Source organism: Kitasatospora sp. NPDC059160 (assembly GCF_042755465.1).
GTDB lineage: Bacteria > Actinomycetota > Actinomycetes > Streptomycetales > Streptomycetaceae > Kitasatospora.
Genome location: NZ_JBHZCN010000005.1, coordinates 99,726 through 120,401 on the forward strand (window position 1 = coordinate 99,726; position 20,676 = coordinate 120,401).

Sequence of the window (20,676 nt, forward strand, 5' to 3'; positions counted from 1 at the left end):
CGTCCTCCGAGATCGTTCGGGGATCCCGAACCCGCCGGGGTGAAGCTGGTCGGCGACTCCGCACCCTCCGCACCCTCCGCACCCGAAGGACGACCTCCGTGAACTCCGCAACGATGCAAGGCCCCAGGACCGGACGGGGCGTCACCCTCGTCATGGCCTGCCTGGGCGTCTTCGTCGCCTACCTGCCCGTGACCACCGTGTCGGTCAGCCTGCCCGCGATCCAGCGGGCGCTCGGCGCCACCACGGCCCAACTGTCCTGGGTGTCGGACGCGTTCGTGCTGCCGATGGCCGCGCTGATCCTGACCACCGGCGTGGTCGGCGACGTCCACGGCCGCAAGCGGGTGTTCCAGGCGGGCATGGCGCTGTGCGCGGTGGGCGCGGCGGTCTCGCTGGGCTCCGGCTCCGTCCAGGTGCTGTGGGCCGGGCAGGCCGCCTCCGGCCTCGGCGCGGCGGCGCTGCTGCCGACCACGCTGGCGCTGATCAGCCACGCGGTGCCCGACCACCGGGAGCGCGGGAGGTTCATCGGGCTGTGGGCGATGTCCATGCTGGCCTCGCTGGCCGTGGGTCCGCTGATCGCGGGCGTGCTGCTGGACCACGTCGCCTGGCGCTGGATCTTCCTGCTGCCCGTCCCGGTGTCGCTGGTCGTGCTGGCCGTCGCCGCGTTCCTGCTGCCCGACTCGCGCGCCCCGCACGGCCGTCGGCTCGACTGGCCGGGACAGATCAGCGCGGCCGTGGCCGTCACCGCCGTGGTCTACGGCGTCATCGAGGGCGGCGGGAACGGCTTCGGCGAGCCCGCCACGGTGGCCGCCCTGGTGCTGGGTGCGCTCGCCGCGGTCGTCTTCGTCGCCGTGGAGCGGCGCAGCGCGAGTCCGATGATCGACCCCGCCCTGTTCCGCAGCCCGGCCTTCACCGCCACCTCGCTGGTCGCCATGATCAGTTTCCTGGGTCTGATCGGCTTCTTCTTCGCGCTCAGCCTGTACTTCGGCCTGGTGCAGCACCTGACCACCCTCCAGGCGGCCCTGCGGATGGTCATGGTGACCGGGGCGTCGCTGGCCGCCAGCCTGCCCGTCGGGCGCCTGATGCACCGGGTGTCCGCCCGGGTCCTGATCACCTCCGGCCTGGTCGTCACGGCGGGCTCGCTGCTGTCGCTGACGAACCTCGACGCCCACACCTCCTTCGGCTCGATCGCCTGGCGGCTGCTGCTGCTCGGGCTCGGCCTGGGCGCCGTGCTCACCCCGATGACCGCCACCGCCGTCTCCGCCGTCCCGCACCACCTGGCGGGCATGGCCGCGGCCGGCAACAACGCCTTCCGCCAGGTCGGCGGCGCCCTCGGCCCGGCCGTGCTCGGCGCCCTGCTGACCACCCGGGCCGTGGACGCCCTGCCCGGCCGGCTCACGGACGCCGGGGTGCCGGCCGCGACTGTCGGCCACGTCGTCGACGTCGCCCGCGAGCAGGGCCTCGGCGCCGTCGCCGGACTGGACCTCGGCCCGGCCACCGGCCAGGCCCTGACGGCGCTCAGCGGCTCCTTCCTGGACGGCCTGCGGCTCTGCCTGGTCGTCGCGGCCTCGCTCGCCCTGCTGGCCGCCCTCGCCTGCGCCGTCCTGCTCCGCCCGGCGCCGCCCCGGACCCCGGCGCCGCGCACCGCCCCGGCCACCGACCGGGAGCCGGTGCCCGCGCCCTGACGCCGCCCGATCCCCCAGCATCACCACCTTCGCCACCGGCAGCCCTTCGGGTTGTCGGTGGCACATGTGAGGAAGGGTGTGCACCAACTGGTCTGCGGGACGGGGAACTGCTGTGGGGTGGATCGGGACCGAGACGTCGGCACCGGCCGCGAGGGGCTGGGCGGGCACGCTGCCCGAGCGTGAGGACGTGCGCCCGGTCGTGGCCGCGATACCGCGGGTGGTCAAGGACGACCTGCGCTACGACGCGGTGCCCTGGGCCCGGTTCGACCATGCCTACGGCTCGGCCCAGGACGTCCCCGCCCTGCTGGAGACCGTCCGCCTGGGTGACGCGAGGGCCTCCGAGGGAGCCCTCGCCACGCTGTGGAACCGCCTCGCCCACCAGGGCGGCACCTCCACGGCCGGCGCCCTGGCCGTCCCCTTCCTGCTGCGCATCGCCTTCGCGCACCCCCGGCACCGCGCTTCGCTGGTGCGGCTGACGGCGTCGGTGGCCCACCGGATGCCGTGGGGCGACGGGACGCGTGGCGGCCTGCTGCGCGTCGGCCTCCCGGCGGACCGGCCCCGGTACGAGCAGGACGGCAGCCTGGCCAACCGGTCGATCGAGGCGGCCCGTTCGGCCGTGGCCGCGGACGCGGCGCTGCTGCTCCACCTGCTGGACGACCCGGACCCGGAGATCCGCCACGCCGTCGCCCAGGCCGCGGCGGTCGTACCGCCCCCGGCGCCCGTGGTCGCGGCCGTGCTGCACGGGCGCCTCGCCGTCGAGGAGGACCCGGCAGTGCGCGCCTCCCTCGTCCTGGCGCTCGGTCAACTCGCCTGGGAAGCGGGCGATCCGGCCACCACCGCGCTCCTGCACGCCTGGTGGCGGGACGAGGCCCGCCCGCCGGAGGTCCGGGTCGGCGCCGCCCTCGCCTGGCTCTGCCTGACCGACGACCCGATACCCGCCGACCTCGACGCCTTCCTCGACACCGCCGTCACCGACGACCTGGTGGAACTCCTCACCGCCGTCCCCTGGCTGGACGCCGTCGAGGACCTCGACGAGAGGAACGGGCTGTTGGTCTGCCTGCACCAGATGCGCCATCCTGAGGACTTCGCCTGGCTCGCCGACTGACCCGAGCGGCCGGGACCACCGCTGGGGAGGAACGACGGCATGTACGCATCCGAACAGGCCTGGCGCGAGGTCGACGCCTACTTCGTCGACACCCTCGTCCCCGAGGACGAGGCGCTGGTGCACGCCCGGCGGTCCGGCGGGGCGACGACGATGCCGCAGGCCGAGGTCGCGGCGAACCAGGGGAAGCTGCTGGCCCTGCTGTGCGGGATGAGCGGCGCCCGGCGGGTGCTGGAGTTCGGCACGCTGGCCGGGTACAGCACCATCTGGCTGGCCCGCGCCGTCGGCCGGGACGGCCACGTCACCACCCTGGAGCTGGAGCCGCAGAACGCCGCGGTCGCGGCCGACAACCTGCACCGGGCGGGCGTCGCCGAGCGGGTCGACCTCCGCACCGGCCCCGCGCTCAAGTCGGCCGAGCAGCTGGTCGAGGCCGGCACCGAGCCGTACGACTTCGTCTTCATCGACGCCGACAAGCCCAGCAACCCGGCCTACTTGAGGGCCTCCCTGGCGCTGACCCGCCCCGGCAGCGTGATCGTCATCGACAACGTGGTGCGCAACGGCGCCGTCACGGACCCGGACAGCGACGACGACCGGGTCCGGGGCGTGCGCACCGTCCTCGCGGACATCGCCGCGGACGACCGCCTGGAGGCCACGGCGCTCCAGACGGTCGGTGCCAAGGGCTGGGACGGCTTCACCGTCGTCCGCCGGGTGCGGTAACCGGACGCGGTGCCCGGTGCGGTGCCCGACGGAGGGAGGGGTCGGGGGGCGGGGTCAGAGGGCGGGCACGATCATCGCCGTGAACGGGACGGTGGCCGCCAGGCGCTCCTCCAGCAGGCCCCGGTAGGCGTCCGACGCGTAAGCGGCGTGGGCCTGTTCGGCGTCGGCGAAGCGCAGCACCACGGTGTGGCTGCCACCGGGCGGGCGACCGCCCTCGCCCAGGTGGACCGTCCGGTCGGTGCTGGCGACCAGCTCCGCGGGGCCCAGCAGGACGGCAGCGGCGCCCTGGCGGTAGGCCTCCAGGCGCTCAGGGTCGGTGACGTCGTAGTTCAGGATGAGCAGGGCGGGCACGTCGGCTCCTCGTCAACTCTGCGAAGGGGCCGGCCCGGTGGACGGCCCGTACCCCAGTGTCCCCGTCGCGGACGGCGCCCTGCGGGCGGGGTCCGGCGGGCCGCGCCCGGGTACCAGGCCGCCCCCAACGCGACGGGGCAGGGCCACCGGAGGGTTTCCGGTGGCCCTGCCCCAGCAGGGTGCGCCGCTCAGGAAGCGCTCCGCAGGCGTCAGTTCATGAAGGTGACGTCCCAGTGGCTGCCCTCGTTGGCGAAGATGTTGCCGGAGGGGGCGGTCCACAGGTCGGCGCCGTCGCCGCGGGTGCCGCTGTGCGAGAAGTTGCCGTGGATGTAGTTGGTGATGCAGCTCGTGATGCCGAAGTCCAGCTTGTAGCCGGTGCCGTGGCTGTAGGTGCCGCTGGCGTGGCCGGCCTCGGTGCCACCGGTGATGTTCACCGCGCAGTTGCTGGCCCGCTTGAAGTTGACGGCGCCGTCGGCCGAGGCGCGGCGCAGGCCGTCGAAGGAGGTGCAGCTGCTGTTGTTGCGGTCCGAGCAGCCGCCCGAGGACGACCAGGTGATGCCGGCGGACGAGAAGATCGAGGCGGCCTGCGACTGGGTGAGCTTGTCACCGCTGCCGCCACCGGAACCGCCGGTGCTGCCGCCACCGCCGAGCAGGGCGCCCCAGGTCGCCGGGCCGACGATGCCGTCGACCGGGTTCAGGCCGGCGCTCTGCTGGAAGGCGCGCACCTTGCCGTCGGTGCCGGGGCCGAAGGCACCGTCGACGGCGAGGCCGGCGCCGTGGGCGTTCAGCTGGACCTGGAGGGCCTTGACGGCGTCGCCGTTGTCGCCGTTGCGGACCGTGACGATCAGCTTGGACCAGGTGTCGCCGCCGACGATGCCGTCGACCGGGTTCAGGCCGGCGGACTGCTGGAAGGCCTTGACCTTGCCCTCGGTGCCGGGGCCGAAGTCGCCGTCGACGCCGGTCGCGAAGCCGCGGGCGGACAGCAGGTACTGGACGGTGGTGACGTTGTCACCGCGGTCACCGCTGCGGACCAGCGGCCAGCTCGCGGCCTGGGCGGCCGGAGCGACGAGCACGGCCGCGAGCAGCGCGGCGAACATCGCGGCGACGATGGCCGAGATGCGTTTCATGACGGTTCCTCACTGACTGACTGAGCGCGGAGCGCAGGAGAGGGGATCGGCGGCGCCGGACGGCCGTCGGCCGCGACCGGCCGCCGTGGGGAGACGCTAGGAGCCGCCGACGGCGTCCCGCTAGCGCTTCCCCGTCCCTGGGACGCCGTCCGCCCCGGGACCGCTCTGCGGCCCGGGTGCCCCCGGCGTCCCGGGCGTCCCAGGGACGCGCCGCACGGCGACGGCCCACCGCCGGGACGGCGGTGGGCCGTTGCGAGCCCGGCTACCGGCCGTCAGCCGTCGGCCGCCGCGCTCGGCTCCGACGGCGGCACCACGGCCGTCGCCGCGCCGCCGGTGACCCGCAGCAGCTCCTGGTACGTCATCGGCACCACGGTGTGCGGGTGCCCGGCCGCCGCCCACAGCACCTCGTACTGCCGCAGCGCGGTGTCGACGACGGTCCGCAGCGGCGCCGGGTGCCCGGTGGGGGCGACGCCGCCGATGGCCTGGCCGGTGGCCTCGCGGACCTGGTCGGCGGAGGCCCGGGTGATCCGGCCCGCGCCCAACTCCGCCGCCAGGTGGGCGGTGTCGACCCGGTGGGCGCCGCTGGTCATCACCAGCAGGGGTTCGCCGTCGCAGGTGAACACCAGGCTGTTGGCGATCGCCCCGACCTCGCAGCCGAGGGCGGCGGCGGCCTCGGCCGCGGTGCGGGCGGAGTCGGGCAGGACGAGGATCTCACCGGTGACGCCGGCGGCCGCCAGTGCCTCGGCGACCGCGACGCTTCGTGCGGGAAGGGGTGAACTCATCGCCCCATCATGCCTTTCCGCGTCCGGAAGCCACCCCGGACGCCATCCCGGACGCCGTTCCGGACGCCGCGCGGGCGGCCGCGCGGGCGGCGGCACTGAGCACCGCCCGTACGCCGGCCGTGAGCACCGAGGCGTCGCGTCCGACGCCCCAGACCACCGCGCCGTCGCCCGCCCGGGCCTCGACGTAGGCGATCGCGTCCGGGCTGCCCCCGACCTTGTGCTCGGTGAAGGAGAGCACCTCCACCCCCACCGCGTCCGCGACGGCGTCCACCGGACCGGCGCCGCGGCCCGGGTGGCCGTCCACCTCGGCCCGGCCGCCGTCGACCCGCCAGGCGCGGGCGGCACCGGCGTCCAGGTACTCGCCCCGGAACAGCGCGTACAGCTCCTCGCCGGTCACCTCCCGCCCGCTGTCGTCGGCGGCCTCCTGGACGACCCGGGCGAACTCGATCTGCAGCCGCCGGGGCAGCTCCAGTCCGGCGGCGCTCTGCAGCAGGTAGGCGATGCCGCCCTTGCCGGACTGGCTGTTGACCCGGATCACCGCCTCGTAGTCGCGCCCGAGGTCGGCCGGGTCGATCGGCAGGTACGGCACCGACCAGGGCGCCTCCCGTTCGGGCAGGCCGAGTTCGGCGGCGGTCCGCGCGTGCCGGGCGAAGCCCTTCTTGATGGCGTCCTGGTGGGTGCCGGAGAAGGCGGTGTGCACCAGGTCCCCCGCGTAGGGGTGGCGTTCGTGCACGGGCAGCCGGTTGCAGTGTTCGACGGTGCGGCGGATCGTGTCGATGTCGGACAGGTCGAGCATCGGGTCGACGCCCTGGGTGTGCAGGTTGAGCGCCAGGGTGACCAGGTCGACGTTGCCGGTGCGCTCGCCGTTGCCGAACAGGCAGCCCTCGACCCGCTGGGCGCCGGCCAGCACGGCCAGTTCGGCGCAGGCGACGCCGGTGCCCCGGTCGTTGTGGGGGTGGACGGAGAGGATCACGCTGTCGCGCCGGACCAGGTGGCGGTCGAGGTACTCGATCTGGTCGGCGTAGACGTTGGGGGTGGCGATCTCGACGGTGGCTGGCAGGTTGTGGACCACCGGCCGGTCGGGACTCGCGTCCCACAGCTCGGTCAGGCCGTTGCAGACCTCCAGCACGTAGTCCGGTTCGGTCAGGTTGAACACCTCGGGCGAGAACTGGAACCGCACGCCGTCCCGGTCGCCCCCGAGCCGGGCCATCCGTTCGGCGGCGGCGGTGATCAGCGCCCGCAGCTCGGCCCGGTCCTTGCCGAGGACGACGTCCCGCCACAGCGGGGCGGTGGCGGTGTAGAGGTGGACGAGGACGCGCGGCAGGCCCTCGACGGCCTCGAAGGTGCGGTCGATCAGGTCGGCCCGGGCGGCGGTGAAGACGACCACGGTGACGTCCTCCGGCACCGCCCCGGGCGTCTCGGCGAGCCGGCGCACGAACGCGAAGTCGGTGCGGCTGGCGGAGGGGTAGCCGACCTCGATCTCCTTGAAGCCCATGGCCAGGAAGAGGTCGAACATCCGCTGCTTGCGCGCCGGGTCCATCGGCTCGGCGAGCGCCTGGTTGCCGTCGCGCAGGTCGACGGGCACCCAGAGCGGGGCCCGCTCGGTCCGGCGGCCGGGCCAGCGGCGCAGCAGGGCGGGCACCTGGACCCGCTCGTGGGCGGGGCGGTAGCGGTGGGAGGGCATGGCGCCGCCGCGCTGGGGGTTCCAGGCGGGGGCGTCGGCCGGGGTGGGGCCGGCGGGGGCGTGCAGGGTCGGGAATCGCATCGGGCGTCCTCGGGGGTCCTCGACTCGGGTGCCGGAGCCGGGCAGCGGGATCGGATCATCGGGGATCGGGATCACGATCGGATCATCGGGATCGCGCCCGGATCATCGGGATCGGACCGGGATCGGATTCCCGCGCTCTGGTTCCGGGGACCGGCAGGACGGCGCCCCGCAGCGGGGTGCCGGTCAGGTCACGCCCCGCTGCGGCCACCAAGAAGGAGAGCGCTCCACGGCTGCATGCCGGGTAGGGTAACCATGACCGAAGTCCTCAGACAACCTGACAGGTGACGACGATGCCCCCGCTCCGCCCCTCCCACCTCGCCGCCCAGGCCGCCGAACTGATCGAGCGGCGGATCCGGTCGGGCGAGTGGCCGGTCGGCGGCCGACTGCCCGGCGAGGTCGCGCTCGCCAAGGAGCTGGGCGTCGGCCGCTCCACCGTCCGGGAGGCGCTGCGCACCCTCGCCGCGGCCGGGATGGTGCACGCCCGCCAGGGCGCCGGGGTGTTCGTGACGGCCGACCGCCCGACCGCCGGGGACTGGGCCACCCGGCTGCGGGCCGCCGAGCTGGCGCACGTCTACGAGGTGCGGACGATGGTCGAGGTGCAGGCCGCCCGACTGGCCGCCGAGCGCCGCACGGAGACCGACCTGGCCGCCGTGGACGCCGCACTGGCCGCACGCCTGGCGGCCGGCGGCGCGGACGACGCGGTCTTCGTGGACGCCGACATCGCGCTGCACACGGCGATCGTCGCCGCCGCCCACAACCCCGTCCTGGACGACCTCTTCGCCCAGTTCGCGCCGGTGCTGCGGGAGCACCTGGTGGCCCTGGTCGGACTGTTCGGTCTGCGCGAGGGGGATCCGAACCAGGGGTACGACTCGCACGCGGAGCTGGTGCGGGCGCTGCACGAGGGCGATCCGGCGGCGGCGGGGCGGGTGCTGGCGGCGGAGCTGGAGTCGACGCGCTCGCGGCTGCTCAGCCCGCACTGAACCCAGCGGCGGGCGGCCCCGTTGAACCCACCGGCGGATGCTCCCCTCGAAGTCACCGGCGGGCGGCCCTCGCTGAACCCACCGGAGGGCGCGGGCCGTCTTCCGGAGGGGGCGTCACACAGTTTTCACACCGCGGCCACCCAACGGCCCGGAGTGGGGACGACACTGTGTCAGGCAGGAGCAAACCCGGCTGCTTCGGACACAGACGGTCAACGCGGGGGTGACATTGTGTCCGGCTGGTGCACAAGCACCACGCAGGTGGCACACGGGCTTTCACTCCAATCACACGATATGGCTAGTATCGCTTCGTCAAAAGCCCGTGCCCGGACGGCCCGCCCCTCACCGGCCGGCCGCCAGTCCCAAGGAGTCTGCTCTGCGCGCGCGTGCGAATCGGCGGCCCCCGACGCCGAAGACCCCCCGCAGGCGTCCACGCCTGTCCCTGCGGACGGCGCTGCTCGTCCTGGCCGTCGTCCCCAGCCTGGCCCTGGTCGCCCTCTGGGCGGTGACCAGCGGTGAGACCGTCTTCGACTTCCAGCGCCAGGCCGCCCAGGGCATGCTCGCCCAGAAGGCCGGCCAGCCGTCCAACATCGTCTACTACAACCTCCAGGAGGAGCGCCGGCTCAGCGCCGAGGCGCTCGCCCGGCCCGGCAGCAACGCCGACCAGCTGCGCCACCAGCGGCAGCTGACCGACGACGCGGTGCGCCAGTTCCAGGCGCTGTCCGGCGAGACCGCCGACAACGCCCCCGACGACGTCCGCACCGCCGTCGCCGAAGCCCGGCAGGCCATGGGCAAACTGGCCGAGGAACGGGCCGCCGTCGACAAGGGCGCCCTCGACCAGCAGGCCGTCTTCACGTACTACACCGACCTCATCGCCGTCGACCTGCGGCTGTTCACCGCGCTCAGCCACGTCGACGCGGGCGAGGTCACCTGGGTGTCCAAGACCCTGGTCAACTCCTTCTGGGCCAAGGAGATGCTGGCCCGCGAGGACGCCGTCCTGGCCCGCGGCTGGCCCACCGGCCGGCTCAGCACCGCCGACTACCAGCAGGTCCAGCAGCTGATCGGCGCCCAGGACCACCTGTTCACCGTCCAGGTCGTCCCGTACGTCCCGGACGGCGAGGCCGCCGCCTGGCACGACCTGATGAACAGCCCCGCCTGGCAGGCCAAGACCGCCGTCGAGCAGCAGCTCACCCGGCCCACCGCCGCCGAGTCCAACGGCACCGTCAAACTGCCCGCCGCCCAGGACCAGTGGCGCCAGGCCGTCGACCAGCTCAACCCCCAGCTGGTCAAGGCCATCGAGGCCCGCACCGGCGCCATCGTCGAGGTCGGCAAGGGCACCATCCTCGGCCTGCTCACCCGCGTCGTGCTGACCGCCGTGGTCGGCCTGATCACCGTCATCGCGGTGGTCATCGCCTCCTGGCGGCTCAGCCGCTCGCTGCGCCGCCGCATCAAGGAACTCCACACCCAGGCCGAGGAGATGGAGCGCACCCTGCCCGAGGTGGTCGACCGCCTCGGCCGCGGCGAACAGGTCGACACCGAGGCCGCGAGCCGCGCCGTCACCACCGGCGAGCACGGCAACGGCACCGACGAACTCGCCCGCCTCGGCCAGGCCCTCAACCTGGCCCGCTCCGCCGCCCTGGAGGCCGCCGTCCGGCAGGCCGACCAGCACCGCGGCTTCGAGCGACTGCTCCAGCGCATCGCCCGCCGCACCCAGCTGCTGATCGGGCGCCAGCTGCGCAAGCTCGACGAACTGGAGCGCAAGCACGAGGACCCGGAGGTCCTGGAGGGCCTGTTCGACCTCGACCACCTCACCGCCCGCCTGCGCCGCTACGAGGAGAACCTCGTCATCATGGCCGGCGGCCAGCCCCAGCGGCGCTGGCGCAAGCCCGTCCCGCTGCTGGACGTGCTGCGCTCCGCCCAGGGCGAGGTGCAGGACTACCGGCGGATCATGATCGACGTCGAGGGCCACCCCTGGCTCTCCGAACGGGCCGTCGGGCCGGTCGCCCACGTGCTCGCCGAGCTGATGGAGAACGCCACCACCTTCTCCAAGCCGCCCACCCCGGTCGAGGTCCGGGCCGCCATGGTCGGCCGCGGCCTCGCGGTCGAGATCGAGGACCGCGGCCTCGGCATGGACCCGGAACAGTACGACGCGGCCAACGAGCTGATGAGCCGCCCGCCGCGCACCGACGTGCTCGCCCGGGCCGACGACATCCGGCTCGGCTTCCACGTCGTCGCCCGGCTCGCCTCGCTCACCGGACTCAGGATCGAGTTCCGGCCGTCCGCCTTCGGCGGCACCAGGGTGGTCGTGCTCGTCCCCGACGAGCTGGTCATCGACGGCGACGCCGGACTCCCGGACGCCGCCCCCGTCGAACCCATCCCGCTGGTCCGGCGCTCCCGCCGGGCGGTGCGCTCCGCCTCCGACGAGGCGGCCCAGCCGGCCGTGGCGGTCGGGCCGCCGGTCGCACCGGTGGATTCCTTCGAGCAGCTGCCGGTCGGGGTCGGCGGGGTCGGCCTCGGGGCCGGCGTCGGCGCACCGGTCGCGACCGCCGCTCCGGCGCAGTGCGTCGCCCCGGCCTTCCAGGAGCCGGGGCCACTGGAAGCCCCGCTCCCGGAACCACCGTTCTCGGAAGCGGCATTCCCGGAAGCGCCGTTCTCGGAAGCGCCGTTCCCGGAGGCCCCGTTCCCGGCGCAGTCCCATCAGCAGGCGTCGCCGCAGCCGTACGAGCAGGCGCCGTCGTACGAGCAGCCGATCCAGCACAGCTCCCCCGTCGACCCGGCCCCGGCCTACGCCGCCGCACCGGCCGGGGCGCAGCCCGCCACCGGCACCGCCACCCCCGCGCCGGAGGCCCCCGCCTACCCGGACATCGCCTACGCCCGGGTCACCGAGGCCGAGGCCCCGTACGCCGACGAGCAGTACCGCCCGGCCGACCACTACCGGCTGGCCGAGCGGCGCCGGCACCGCGAGTACCCCTCCGCCGTGCCGGTGAGCCAGGTCGAGGGCGGCCAGCCGCCGCTGCCCCAGCGCGTCCGCCAGGCCAGCCTGGCCGCCGAGCTGCGGGTGCCCCCGCCGACCCGGCAGGAGTGGGTCGACCCGGCGGCCGGGCTGCCCGGCGCCGGGCAGCCCGCCGCCGCCCCGTCCGAGCACCCCCAGGGCGCCGAGCGTCCCGAGTACCCCGAGCGCGCCGAACGGCCCGTCCGCCGTTCCGGCGCCACCATCGGCGCCTTCCAGCGGCAGTCCCGCGCCGCCCGCTCCCAGGACAGCGGCGAACACCCGCTGCCCGCCCGCCCCACCCCGCCGGCTCCCCCCGCTCCGCCCGCCGGTCCCCCCGCCCCCGCGTCGGCGCCCTCCCCCTGGGCCCTGCCGGCCGCGGACCCCCGAACCACACGAACGGATGACCAGTGATGAACCGCACGATCGCCACCCACCAGGACCTGGACTGGCTGCTGGACGGACTCGTCGACTCGGTGCCCGGGACCCGCAACGCCGTCCTGCTCTCCGACGACGGCCTCGTGGTCAGCCACTCCCGCACCATCGAGCGCGCCGACGCCGAGCGCCTCGCCGCCGTGGCCACCGGCCAGCAGTCGCTCGCCCGGGGCGTCGGCCAGCTCTTCGACGGCGGGCCGGTACACCAGGTGATCGTCGAGCTCGCCGAGTGCTGGCTGTTCGTCATCGCCGCCGCCCAGGGCACCCACCTGGCCGTGGTCGCCTCCCAGGAGGTCGACGCCGAGGTGATGTCCGTCGCCATGCACACCCTGGTGCAGCAGGTCGGCCAGAAGCTCACCACCCCGGCCCGCGCCGAGGGCGCCCCCGCGTCCTTCGACGTCTTCGCCTCCCGGACCCGGGGCTGACCGGGGTGGGGCCGCACACCGGCGAGGAGGACCCGCGGGCCCGCGGCCGGACGCCGCACTGGAGCGAGCTGGAGGAACCGTACGCCGAGGACGAGACCGGCGTCATGGTCCGCCCGTACACCATCACCCGCGGCCGGACCGCGCCCGAGCGCGACGACCTCACCCTGATCACCGTGCTCACCACGGCCGAGGAGGAGGCCGACGCGGCCCTGGCGCGGGGCAGCCGCACCGGCGCCCGCGGCCTCCAGCCCGAACACCGGCTGATCCTCGACCGCTGCCGCCGCCCGGCCGCCGTCGCCGAGGTCGCGGCCGGCCTGGACCTCCCGGTCTCGGTCACCAAGATCCTGCTGGGCGACCTCGTCGCCCAGGGCCTGCTGAAGGCCCGGGCACCCCTCTCGGTCGCCCGCGCCGCCGGGGGCGTGGACCTCGGCCTGCTCACGGCCGTACGCGAAGGACTCCGGAGACTCTGAACCATGGCAACACCCCACTCCCCCGCACCCGTTGCCGCCTCCGCGGCCCCCGCCGCCCCCGCCGCCCCCGCCGCGGTCAAGATCCTGATCGCGGGCGGCTTCGGCGTCGGCAAGACCACCCTGGTCGGCTCGGTCAGCGAGGTCACCCCGCTGCGCACCGAGGAGTACCTGACCACGGCCAGCGTCGGCGTCGACGACCTGGACGGCGTCGACCAGAAGGACACCACCACCGTCGCCCTCGACTTCGGCCGGATCACCGTCAGCCCCGAGCTGGTGGTCTACCTGTTCGGCACGCCCGGCCAGGAGCGCTTCTGGTTCATGTGGAACGACCTGGTCAACGGCGCCCTCGGCGGCATCGTCATCGCCGACACCCGGCGGCTCGACACCAGCTTCGCCTCGATCGACTTCTTCGAGAGCCGCGGCATCCCGTTCGTGGTCGCCATCAACTGCTTCCACAGCCACAACACCCGCACCCCGGAGGAGATCCGGGCCGCCCTCGACCTCGACCCGCAGGTCCCGATGCTGATCGGCGACGTACGCGAGCGCGGCTTCGGCCGCGACCTGCTGCTCGCCCTGGTCGACCACCTGATGGACCTCGCCGCCACCCCCGTCGGCTGAGCCCGTTCGAGCCCCCGCTCGAGCCCCGTACTCTGGAGCACCCTTCCATGACCACACCCCTGCGCGTCCTCGTCCACGGCGGCGGCATCGGCGGCCTCACCCTCGCCACCGCCCTCGCCCGGCGCGGCCACCACGTCGACGTCGCCGAACTGCGCGACGGGCTGGAGGCCCTGGGCGTCGGCATCATCCAGCCGTCCAACGCCCTGCACGTGATGCGCGAGATCGGCGTGCTGGACGAGTGCCTCGCCGTCGGCTTCGAGTGGGAGGTGCTGACCATCTGCGACCCGGCCGGCACCACCCTCGCGCAGATCCCCCAGCCCCGGATGGGCGACGCCCCCTCCAACAACGGCATACCGCGCCCCGCCCTGGCCCGGGTACTGGCCGCCGCCGCCACCTCGGCCGGCGCCGAGGTCCGCTTCGGGACCACGATCTCGGAGCTCACCGACGACGGCACCGGGGTCGACGTCACCCTCACCGACGGCCACGGCGGCCGCTACGACCTGGTCGTCGGCTTCGACGGCATCGGCTCGCCGCTGCGCCGGCACCTGTACGGCGACCGGTACGCCCCCGAGTACACCGGCTTCGCCAACTGGCGCGTCACCCTGCCGCGTTCGCCCGAGGTCAAGGGCGTGGTGATGTCCGCCGGCAACCTGAAGGCCAAGGCGCTGCTCACCCCGATCAGCGAGGAACTCATGTACCTGGGCTCGGTGTTCGCCGAGGCCGAGGACTTCCGCCCGGACCCGGAGCGCGCCCACGAGCAGCTCCACGAGCGGCTGGCCGGCTTCGGCGGCCCCATCGCCGAGGCCCTCGCCCAGGTCACCGACCCGGCCGCCGTGGTCTACTCCCGGATCTCCCAGGTCACCGTCGAGGAGCCCTGGCACGTCGGCCGCGTCGTCCTCGCCGGCGACGCCGCCCACGCCTCCACCCCGCACCTCGCCCAGGGCGCCGCGATGGCCGTCGAGGACGCCCTCGTCCTCGCCGAGAGCCTCGACGCGGCGTCCGACGTCCCGGCCGCCCTCACCGCCTGGGAGGCGCGCCGCCGCCCGCGCGCCATGTGGGTGCAGTCGCTGTCCCGCGCCGTCCTCAAGCAGGAGACCGGCACGCCGACCACCCCGGAGGAGGACGAGCTGCTCAAGATCGGCATCCCGGGCGCCGCGCACGTCCTCGTCAAGCCGTATTGAGCCGGTCGCCTCGCGTCGTGACCCCGCGCCCTGCCGGAACCGTCCGGCGGGGCGCGGCCGTTCGCGCTCCTCGGCCGCGGTCCCGGGTCCTGTCCTCGGACGCGGTTCCCGGGTGCGATCCCTGGACGGGGACGGGACGTCCCGGGGATCCCAAGGCGTAGCGGGACACCGGGTCCGGGCCGGATAGTCGGGCCCCGTACGGATCCAGCACCCGAGGACGAGGAACACACGATGCGCCCCATCACCCGCAAGGCAGCGATGATCGGCTCGACCCTGGCCCTGGCCCTGTCCGGCATCGCGCTCGGCTCGGCCCCCGCCTCGGCCGCGACCACCTGCTACGCGGCCAGCTGCACCGGCCTGGACCCGGCGAGCACCGTCTGCCAGAACGACGCCACCACGCTGCTGACCGCCGACACCGGCGTCGAACTGCGCTACAGCCGCACCTGCCGCGCCGTCTGGGCCCGGATGAAGGGCACCAGCGCGGGCCACAAGTACGTCGTCCGCAACACCAACAACGAGGAGCGGACCGTCACCGCCGGCAGCTCGGGCGGGACGGTCTACACCGCGATGGTCAACGACGCCGACATCTACGCCTACGCCGCCGACTACCGGCCCGACGGCACCATGGCCTCCTCCACCCTCTGGTCCTGACCCGACCCGACCCGCGCGCCGCGGTCCCCCTGACGGGGACCGCGGCTGGGACTACCGGATCGTCGCCGCCTGGAGCCCGGACGGCACGTCGATGCCCGCGATCAGCGGGTGATCTCCTTGCGCCGCTGCCAGACCGCCCGCGAGATCCGGGCCAGCAGGCGGGCCGCCGGGTCGGTGCGGTCGGTGCCGTCGGCGAGCGGGCCGGTGTAGCAGACGGCGATCAGGTACGGCGGGCAGTCGTACGGGTGGACCAGGCCGACGCAGTGCCGGGCGCCGGGCACCCAGCCGTTCTTGAACGCGATCCGGGTGCCCGGCGGGACACCGGCCGCGAGGTCGACCCGGTAGTCGTTGCGTTCCAGCAGCGCCAGCAACTCCGGCTCGTCGGCGAGCGAGTGCAGCAGGCGGACCAGGTCACGGGCGCTCACCCGGTTGTGCACGCCCGCCGCGCGCGCCGCGTAGTCCTCGATCCCGCGCGGGCTGGAGCTGCGGGTGGCCCCCGCCCGGCGCCACACCTCGGCCACCGTCCGCTGGTCGGTGCGGGCCAGGCAGAGGTTGGTGGCCAGGTTGGAGGAGTGGGTGATCATCCGCTCGGCCAGCAGCCGCAGCGGCACGTGGGTGCCCAGCAGTTCCCAGGGCAGCGGATCGCTGTCCCAGTCGGGATCGTTGCCGAACTCCCCGCCGACGACGGACTCGAAGCGGTTCACCACCGGCACCTCGGCGTCGAGGTCCACCCCGCCGCGGGCCAGCGCCGCCAGGACCGCGACCTTCATCGTGCTCGCGGCGTCGTGCAGTTCGTCCGGCGCGCGCAGCAGGACCGGCTCCGCGTCGCCCGCCCAGGGGGCCACCACCACAGACAGCATGGAGGAAGAGTAGGGGATGTCCGCCCCGGAACCGGTGACCGCCGATACACGAACGAGACGCTCTCCGGCGGAACCTGACGTGATCGATGGACGGATGAGACGCTCCCCGGACGTGAACCTGACCTCCCGTTCCTACAGTGCCGTCCATGTCACCCACACATGACCGGACCAGGAACCGGACACGCACTCACCTCGCCCTGACGACCGCCGTGTTGGCCGCCGGGCTCGCGCTGGCCGCACCCGCCGCAGCCGACCCGGTGGACGGCGCGACGGCCGACCCGGCGACCGGCGCCGCCACGAGCCGGGTCGCCGTCCACCCGTCGGCGGTCACGGCCGCGCAGCAGCAGGCCGTCCTGGCGTACTGGACCCCGGAACGGATGGCCGCCCTGAACCAGCCGTCCTCCGGCAACCCGCCCAGGAGCGGCCCGGACGGCGGCCCGTGGACCGGGTCCGACACCCTGAGCAGAACAGTGGGCAGGCTCTTCTTCACCAACCACGGTGAGGACGAGAGCTGCACCGCGACCGTCGTGAACAGCGCGAACCGCAGCACCGTCGTCACGGCGGCGCACTGCGTCAACAGCACCGACCTCCTCGGTGACAACAACGAGTGGCTGTCGAACGAGATGTTCGTCCCCGGCTACCACGACGGCCTCGCCCCGTACGGCAAGTTCGTCGCCCGGGCCGGGATCGCCGACACCACCTGGCTGCTCGACGACCAGCAGAACGGCCTGCGGTTCGACGCCTACGACCAGGCGTTCCTGGTCCTGAACCGCAACGCCGAGGGCCGGCGCGTCCAGGACGCCGTCGGCGCCGCACAGCGGATCGGCTTCGACCGGCCGGGCAACGCCACGGTCCACCAGTTCGGCTATCCGCGGGAGTCCTCGGGCGATCCCGCGCGCTCGGGCCTGCCCGAGTTCACCGGGGCCAGGCTCGCCCACTGCACCGGGCAGACCCTCGAGTACCCCGGCACCAAGGACCACCCGGAGCCCCGGGGCCTGTGGGGCGCCCCCTGCGTCATGGGCGGCGGCTCCAGCGGCGGTCCCCGCATCGCCGACTTCGACCCGTCCGCCGGGATCGGCACCGTGGTGGGCGACAACACCCAGGCGGGCTTCTTCGACTCCTCGGGCCAGGTCTGCGAGCGCGGCACTCCCTTGTGCACCCGGCACCTGGTCGGCCCGCAGTTCACCTCCGCGATCACCAAACCGCTGTACCAGGCCGCCCAGGGCGCCCGGGCCGACGGCTGAGCCGTACGGGAGGACAGCGGACTGGAGTGGGAGGTCGGACCGGCCGACTTCCCACTCCGGGGCGCCCCGCGCTCAGGCGCCGTTACGGCGGCGCCGACGGCGCTCGTGGAGCAGGACCAGCACACCGCCGACCAGGAGCAGCCCGATACCGGCCGCGGCCGCGAACCCGACGCCGTCCCCGGCCCCGGTGGAGGCGAGTGCACCCCCAGGGGTCGCCGAGGGGCTCCCGCTCGGGGCCGGGCTCCGGCTCGGGCCCGACGTGGCACTCGGACCGGACGTCGCGCTCGGGCTCGGGCTCGGGCCGGACGTCGTGGTCGGTGTTGCCGTCGGGCTCGCCGAGTCGCTCGGGGTCGTGGTCGGGGACGGCGAGGAGGTGGGCACCGGCGAGGACGTGGGCGAGGGCGAGGAGGTGGGCGCGGTCCAACTCACCGCCGCTCGCGTGATGGTGTGAACTTTGTTGAGGCCTGCGAGGATCACGGGCTCGCTGTCCGGGCTGACGACCACCAGGCCCGCCCGGGCCGGCACCAGCCCCGCCACGCTGACGGTTCCGCTGCCCGGCTTCGCGCCCGCCGGGACCTTCACGAAGAGCGGGTCACCGTTCCCGGCCGGGCGGATCAACGCGCCGTCGCCGTCCGAGAGGACGTTGCCCGCCCGGTCGGTGAGCACGACACCGGCCGCGACCGCTGCCGGGTCGAGGAGCCCGGCAGCCTGATCGCCGGTGGTGGTGACCGTGATCGGCCCGAGCAGCGACCCGGCGCTCCCGGTCACCGTGCCGGGATCGAGGGCCAGCGGAGCGGCCGGTTCCTCGACATCGACGGCGTGCGAGACGAGGTAGTCGACGAGCCTGTCGGGCACGGGGCTGTTCACGACCCCCTTGACGTTGTTGGTGAGGCGCCAGATGGCGGCCTGGGTCGCCACGGCTGCCTGCGACGCCGTGAGCTCGCCCTGCACGAGTTTCCCGAGCTCACCGGCGGTGACCGACGGGTACCCGTGCTGCATGATCCAACTGACCTTCCCGGCCCGGCCCTTCAACGTCGGCACGTCGGACGTCCGGCCCACCTCGTACGGCGAACCGAGTTTCATCGTGCCCCGGGCGTCGAGGGAGTAGCCGAACACGACGGTCGGAGGATCCAAGGTCCTCAGCTCCATCAGGCCTCCTTCGGCCCCGTCCCCCTCGCTGTCGCCGAAGGACACGAACTCACCACGGCCGACGAGCTTGCTGGCCGACACGTGCGCGGGGTGAACAGCGGGCCCGTCCGCACCGGCGGCCTCCGTCGGCGCGAGCCCCCCGACCGCCAGCACTCCGGTCGCGAGCACGGCGGCCGCCGCACGAACTGCGTGCTTCCACTTCACTGCTGGTTCTTCTCCTGTGTGAGTTCCGGGGCCCGCTCTATGCACCCATAGGCCCGGCCTATGGCTCGGCGGCCCACCCGACCGGCATCCGCAACCACGGCGAGCGGTCCCGGGCCTGCCCCTGCGGACACGAACGAACCTAGCGGCGCCCGGCCCGGCCGACGCCCGGTTCCGACCGGCACTGCCTGCACCACTCGGCTGCAACTTCCTGCGACCCCCGGGACGTTGGTCCCGCCCGATCGGGGCGGAGGTCCCTGGGGAGCCCCCGGCGACTGTTGGACGCTCTCTCCTGCGGCGCCCCGACCCGGGCCGCCGTCTCCGCTCCGACGATCTCCGAGGGCACCCGCGTGGAAGGCAACGCACTGGCAGTACTGGGCGTCAGCGCCCGGGAGGAGTCGGTCTACCGGCTGCTCCTGCGCTCCCCCGGCATCGGAATCGCCGCGATCGCCCTCGCCTGCGGACTCGACCACGACGCCGCCCGGGCCGCCGTGACCGGGCTCCGCGAGCTCGGCCTGGCGACCGCCGTGCGCGGCCGAACCGCCTTCGACGGCGTCGACCCGCAGGCCGCCGTCGAACGGCTGGCCCGGCGCCGGCTCGACGGGCTCCAGGACGAGATCCGGCGGGTCGTCTCCGCTCGCCACCTGGTGGACGGCCTGCTGGAGGACCAGCGGGCAGGACGGCAGGGGGCGGGGCGACAGGGGGCGAGCGGCGAGCTCCGGTACGTCGAGGGCATCGACCAAGTGATCGCCTGCGTCGACGAGTTGTCGTTCTTCGCCCGCGAGGAACGGCTCACCACCCACCCGGGGCCGATCATCTCCGCCGCCCTCGACGCCGTCCGGGCCTCCGACCTCAAGTACCTGCGGCGCGGCCTGCGGATGCGGACCATCCTGCACGCCAGCGCCCTCGACAGCCACCGGATCAGCCGCTTCGCGACCGAACTGGCCGAACAGGGCGCCGAGGTCCGCGGCACCGCCGCACCGCTGGAACGGATGGTGGTCTTCGACCGCCGCACCGCCCTGGTGGCCACCGACCCGCAGGACATCACCCGGGGCGCCCTGGTCATCCGCCAACCGGGCCTGCTGTCCCACCTGTTGGCCCTGTTCGAGCGCCGCTGGTCGCAGTCCTGCGGCATCGGGGAGCGGCTGCCGAGCGGGGTCGAGCGGGAGGTGCTGCGGACCATGGCCCGGGTCGACAAGGACGAGGCGGGCGCCCGCGCCCTGGACATGTCGCTGCGGACCTACCGCGGCCACGTCGCCGCACTGATGCGCCGCCTGGACGCCCCGAACCGCTTCCAGGCCGCACTGGCCGCCCGGAACCGGAACTGGATCTGACCGTACGTACGGCTACTCGGCGCACAGCCGCCGGGCAGCGGACCGCAGCGCGCCCGACCATGGCCGCGGAGCCGGTCGGACCCGGCCTCGGCTCCCCGGACACCCGGACCGGACCCCGGCCCCCGGACCCCGGCCCCCGGACCCCGGCCCCCGACAGGAGACCTGCGATGACCCGTCCCACCCCTCGTGCCCGCACGGCAGCCCTGGTGTGCGCTCCCCTGCTCGCCCTCGGCACCCTGCTGGCGGCCGCCGCCCCGGGATGGGCGGCGGCCGCGCCGTCCGCCCGGAGCCAGCGCGCCCTGGTCAACCTCGGCACCGTGAAGTGGTTCAACACCGAGAAGGGGTACGGCTTCATCACGCCGGACGTCCCCGGCCCGGACGTCTTCGTCCACTACTCGTCCGTTGTCGGCAGCGGCTTCCTGAGCCTGAGAGAGGGCGAGCGGGTCGAGTACCAGGTGGTACAGGGCCCCAAGGGTCCGCAGGCCGTCGACGTCATCCCGTTTGGCTGAGGATCACCGGAGTGGGGGGGGGGGGGGGGGGGCCTTCAACAACCCCCCCCCACCCCCCGGCCCCCCCGACCCCACCCCCGGCAGGGCCCCGCGGCAAAGCCGCAGCG

19 protein-coding genes and 1 pseudogene are annotated in these 20,676 nt (G+C 74.4%); 13 read left to right on the plus strand and 7 right to left on the minus strand.

Going from position 1 to position 20,676, the window contains the following annotated elements; all coding sequences use genetic code 11:
- The first annotated feature begins 113 nt into the window (after positions 1–113).
- The 3 genes from ACFXOZ_RS03530 to ACFXOZ_RS03540 all read left to right on the plus strand — a co-directional run bounded on the left by ACFXOZ_RS03530 (position 114) and on the right by ACFXOZ_RS03540 (position 3,501).
- The gene (locus ACFXOZ_RS03530; RefSeq protein ID WP_380587092.1) at positions 114–1,682 is read left to right on the plus strand and encodes an MFS transporter; all 1,569 of its coding nucleotides are present in this window, start codon (positions 114–116) and stop codon (positions 1,680–1,682) included.
- 199 nt (positions 1,683–1,881) lie between these two features.
- Positions 1,882–2,787: a HEAT repeat domain-containing protein gene (locus ACFXOZ_RS03535; RefSeq protein WP_380587027.1), complete on the plus strand. Its 906-nt coding sequence runs from the start codon at positions 1,882–1,884 to the stop codon at positions 2,785–2,787.
- Positions 2,788–2,826: 39 nt separating this feature from the next.
- Positions 2,827–3,501 (plus strand): O-methyltransferase, encoded by a 675-nt coding sequence (locus tag ACFXOZ_RS03540; RefSeq protein ID WP_380587030.1) that lies wholly within the window; start codon positions 2,827–2,829, stop codon positions 3,499–3,501.
- A 54-nt stretch (positions 3,502–3,555) separates the two neighbouring features.
- Here ACFXOZ_RS03540 and ACFXOZ_RS03545 read toward each other — a convergent pair whose 3' ends face one another.
- From ACFXOZ_RS03545 to ACFXOZ_RS03565, 5 genes and pseudogenes are all read right to left on the minus strand, one after another.
- Positions 3,556–3,852, minus strand: coding sequence for a DUF1330 domain-containing protein (locus ACFXOZ_RS03545; protein ID WP_375892109.1), 297 nt, complete (start codon positions 3,850–3,852; stop codon positions 3,556–3,558).
- A gap of 209 nt (positions 3,853–4,061) precedes the next feature.
- Positions 4,062–4,550 (minus strand): peptidoglycan-binding protein, encoded by a 489-nt coding sequence (locus tag ACFXOZ_RS03550; RefSeq protein ID WP_375892119.1) that lies wholly within the window; start codon positions 4,548–4,550, stop codon positions 4,062–4,064.
- 12 nt (positions 4,551–4,562) lie between these two features.
- Positions 4,563–4,979: pseudogene (locus ACFXOZ_RS03555) on the minus strand (peptidoglycan-binding protein); the annotation flags it as partial.
- A gap of 272 nt (positions 4,980–5,251) precedes the next feature.
- Entirely contained in the window at positions 5,252–5,761 is a 510-nt protein-coding gene (locus ACFXOZ_RS03560; protein ID WP_380523101.1) for a YbaK/EbsC family protein, read from the minus strand.
- 7 nt (positions 5,762–5,768) lie between these two features.
- Positions 5,769–7,526 (minus strand): 2-isopropylmalate synthase, encoded by a 1,758-nt coding sequence (locus tag ACFXOZ_RS03565; RefSeq protein ID WP_380587032.1) that lies wholly within the window; start codon positions 7,524–7,526, stop codon positions 5,769–5,771.
- A 290-nt stretch (positions 7,527–7,816) separates the two neighbouring features.
- Between ACFXOZ_RS03565 and ACFXOZ_RS03570 the strand changes: the two genes are divergently transcribed.
- From ACFXOZ_RS03570 to ACFXOZ_RS03600, 7 genes are all read left to right on the plus strand, one after another.
- Complete coding sequence (locus tag ACFXOZ_RS03570; RefSeq protein ID WP_380587095.1) at positions 7,817–8,506, plus strand: FadR/GntR family transcriptional regulator; 690 nt, start codon at positions 7,817–7,819, stop codon at positions 8,504–8,506.
- Positions 8,507–9,008: 502 nt separating this feature from the next.
- Positions 9,009–11,906: a nitrate- and nitrite sensing domain-containing protein gene (locus ACFXOZ_RS03575; RefSeq protein WP_380587035.1), complete on the plus strand. Its 2,898-nt coding sequence runs from the start codon at positions 9,009–9,011 to the stop codon at positions 11,904–11,906.
- Positions 11,906–12,352: a roadblock/LC7 domain-containing protein gene (locus ACFXOZ_RS03580; RefSeq protein ID WP_375895420.1), complete on the plus strand. Its 447-nt coding sequence runs from the start codon at positions 11,906–11,908 to the stop codon at positions 12,350–12,352. Before ACFXOZ_RS03575 ends, ACFXOZ_RS03580 begins: the two co-directional genes overlap by 1 nt.
- A gap of 104 nt (positions 12,353–12,456) precedes the next feature.
- Positions 12,457–12,822, plus strand: coding sequence for a DUF742 domain-containing protein (locus ACFXOZ_RS03585; protein WP_375895482.1), 366 nt, complete (start codon positions 12,457–12,459; stop codon positions 12,820–12,822).
- A gap of 3 nt (positions 12,823–12,825) precedes the next feature.
- Positions 12,826–13,440 (plus strand): ATP/GTP-binding protein, encoded by a 615-nt coding sequence (locus ACFXOZ_RS03590; protein WP_380523097.1) that lies wholly within the window; start codon positions 12,826–12,828, stop codon positions 13,438–13,440.
- 47 nt (positions 13,441–13,487) lie between these two features.
- A complete protein-coding gene (locus tag ACFXOZ_RS03595) occupies positions 13,488–14,621 on the plus strand; it encodes an FAD-dependent monooxygenase (RefSeq protein ID WP_380587038.1) in 1,134 nt (377 codons plus the stop codon).
- A 231-nt stretch (positions 14,622–14,852) separates the two neighbouring features.
- The gene (locus ACFXOZ_RS03600) at positions 14,853–15,272 is read left to right on the plus strand and encodes a DUF2690 domain-containing protein (protein WP_380523094.1); all 420 of its coding nucleotides are present in this window, start codon (positions 14,853–14,855) and stop codon (positions 15,270–15,272) included.
- 101 nt (positions 15,273–15,373) lie between these two features.
- Here ACFXOZ_RS03600 and ACFXOZ_RS03605 read toward each other — a convergent pair whose 3' ends face one another.
- Positions 15,374–16,132 carry a serine hydrolase gene (locus tag ACFXOZ_RS03605; protein WP_380523093.1) on the minus strand — a complete coding sequence of 253 codons (759 nt, stop codon included), beginning with the start codon at positions 16,130–16,132 and terminating at the stop codon, positions 15,374–15,376.
- Between the two features lie 146 nt (positions 16,133–16,278).
- Here ACFXOZ_RS03605 and ACFXOZ_RS03610 point away from each other — a divergent pair, with 146 nt between their 5' ends.
- Positions 16,279–17,376 carry a trypsin-like serine peptidase gene (locus ACFXOZ_RS03610; protein ID WP_380587040.1) on the plus strand — a complete coding sequence of 366 codons (1,098 nt, stop codon included), beginning with the start codon at positions 16,279–16,281 and terminating at the stop codon, positions 17,374–17,376.
- Positions 17,377–17,448: 72 nt separating this feature from the next.
- Here ACFXOZ_RS03610 and ACFXOZ_RS03615 read toward each other — a convergent pair whose 3' ends face one another.
- On the minus strand, positions 17,449–18,729 hold the full coding sequence (locus tag ACFXOZ_RS03615; RefSeq protein ID WP_380587043.1) for a thioester domain-containing protein: 1,281 nt from the start codon (positions 18,727–18,729) through the stop codon (positions 17,449–17,451).
- A 275-nt stretch (positions 18,730–19,004) separates the two neighbouring features.
- Between ACFXOZ_RS03615 and ACFXOZ_RS03620 the strand changes: the two genes are divergently transcribed.
- On the plus strand, positions 19,005–20,060 hold the full coding sequence (locus ACFXOZ_RS03620; protein WP_380587046.1) for a helix-turn-helix transcriptional regulator: 1,056 nt from the start codon (positions 19,005–19,007) through the stop codon (positions 20,058–20,060).
- Between the two features lie 299 nt (positions 20,061–20,359).
- Positions 20,360–20,569, plus strand: coding sequence for a cold-shock protein (locus ACFXOZ_RS03625; protein WP_380587098.1), 210 nt, complete (start codon positions 20,360–20,362; stop codon positions 20,567–20,569).
- The last annotated feature ends 107 nt before the right edge of the window (positions 20,570–20,676 follow it).

Excerpts from the sequence above, each read along its gene's own strand:
- ACFXOZ_RS03530 (WP_380587092.1), top strand. The coding sequence starts at position 114 with ATGCAAGGCCCCAGGACCGGACGGGGCGTCACCCTCGTCATGGCCTGC.
- ACFXOZ_RS03540 (WP_380587030.1), top strand. The coding sequence starts at position 2,827 with ATGTACGCATCCGAACAGGCCTGGCGCGAGGTCGACGCCTACTTCGTC.
- ACFXOZ_RS03560 (WP_380523101.1), bottom strand. The coding sequence starts at position 5,761 with ATGAGTTCACCCCTTCCCGCACGAAGCGTCGCGGTCGCCGAGGCACTG.
- ACFXOZ_RS03565 (WP_380587032.1), bottom strand. The coding sequence starts at position 7,526 with ATGCGATTCCCGACCCTGCACGCCCCCGCCGGCCCCACCCCGGCCGAC.
- ACFXOZ_RS03570 (WP_380587095.1), top strand. The coding sequence starts at position 7,817 with ATGCCCCCGCTCCGCCCCTCCCACCTCGCCGCCCAGGCCGCCGAACTG.
- ACFXOZ_RS03580 (WP_375895420.1), top strand. The coding sequence starts at position 11,906 with ATGAACCGCACGATCGCCACCCACCAGGACCTGGACTGGCTGCTGGAC.
- ACFXOZ_RS03585 (WP_375895482.1), top strand. The coding sequence starts at position 12,457 with ATGGTCCGCCCGTACACCATCACCCGCGGCCGGACCGCGCCCGAGCGC.
- ACFXOZ_RS03590 (WP_380523097.1), top strand. The coding sequence starts at position 12,826 with ATGGCAACACCCCACTCCCCCGCACCCGTTGCCGCCTCCGCGGCCCCC.
- ACFXOZ_RS03595 (WP_380587038.1), top strand. The coding sequence starts at position 13,488 with ATGACCACACCCCTGCGCGTCCTCGTCCACGGCGGCGGCATCGGCGGC.
- ACFXOZ_RS03600 (WP_380523094.1), top strand. The coding sequence starts at position 14,853 with ATGCGCCCCATCACCCGCAAGGCAGCGATGATCGGCTCGACCCTGGCC.
- ACFXOZ_RS03605 (WP_380523093.1), bottom strand. The coding sequence starts at position 16,132 with ATGCTGTCTGTGGTGGTGGCCCCCTGGGCGGGCGACGCGGAGCCGGTC.
- ACFXOZ_RS03610 (WP_380587040.1), top strand. The coding sequence starts at position 16,279 with ATGTCACCCACACATGACCGGACCAGGAACCGGACACGCACTCACCTC.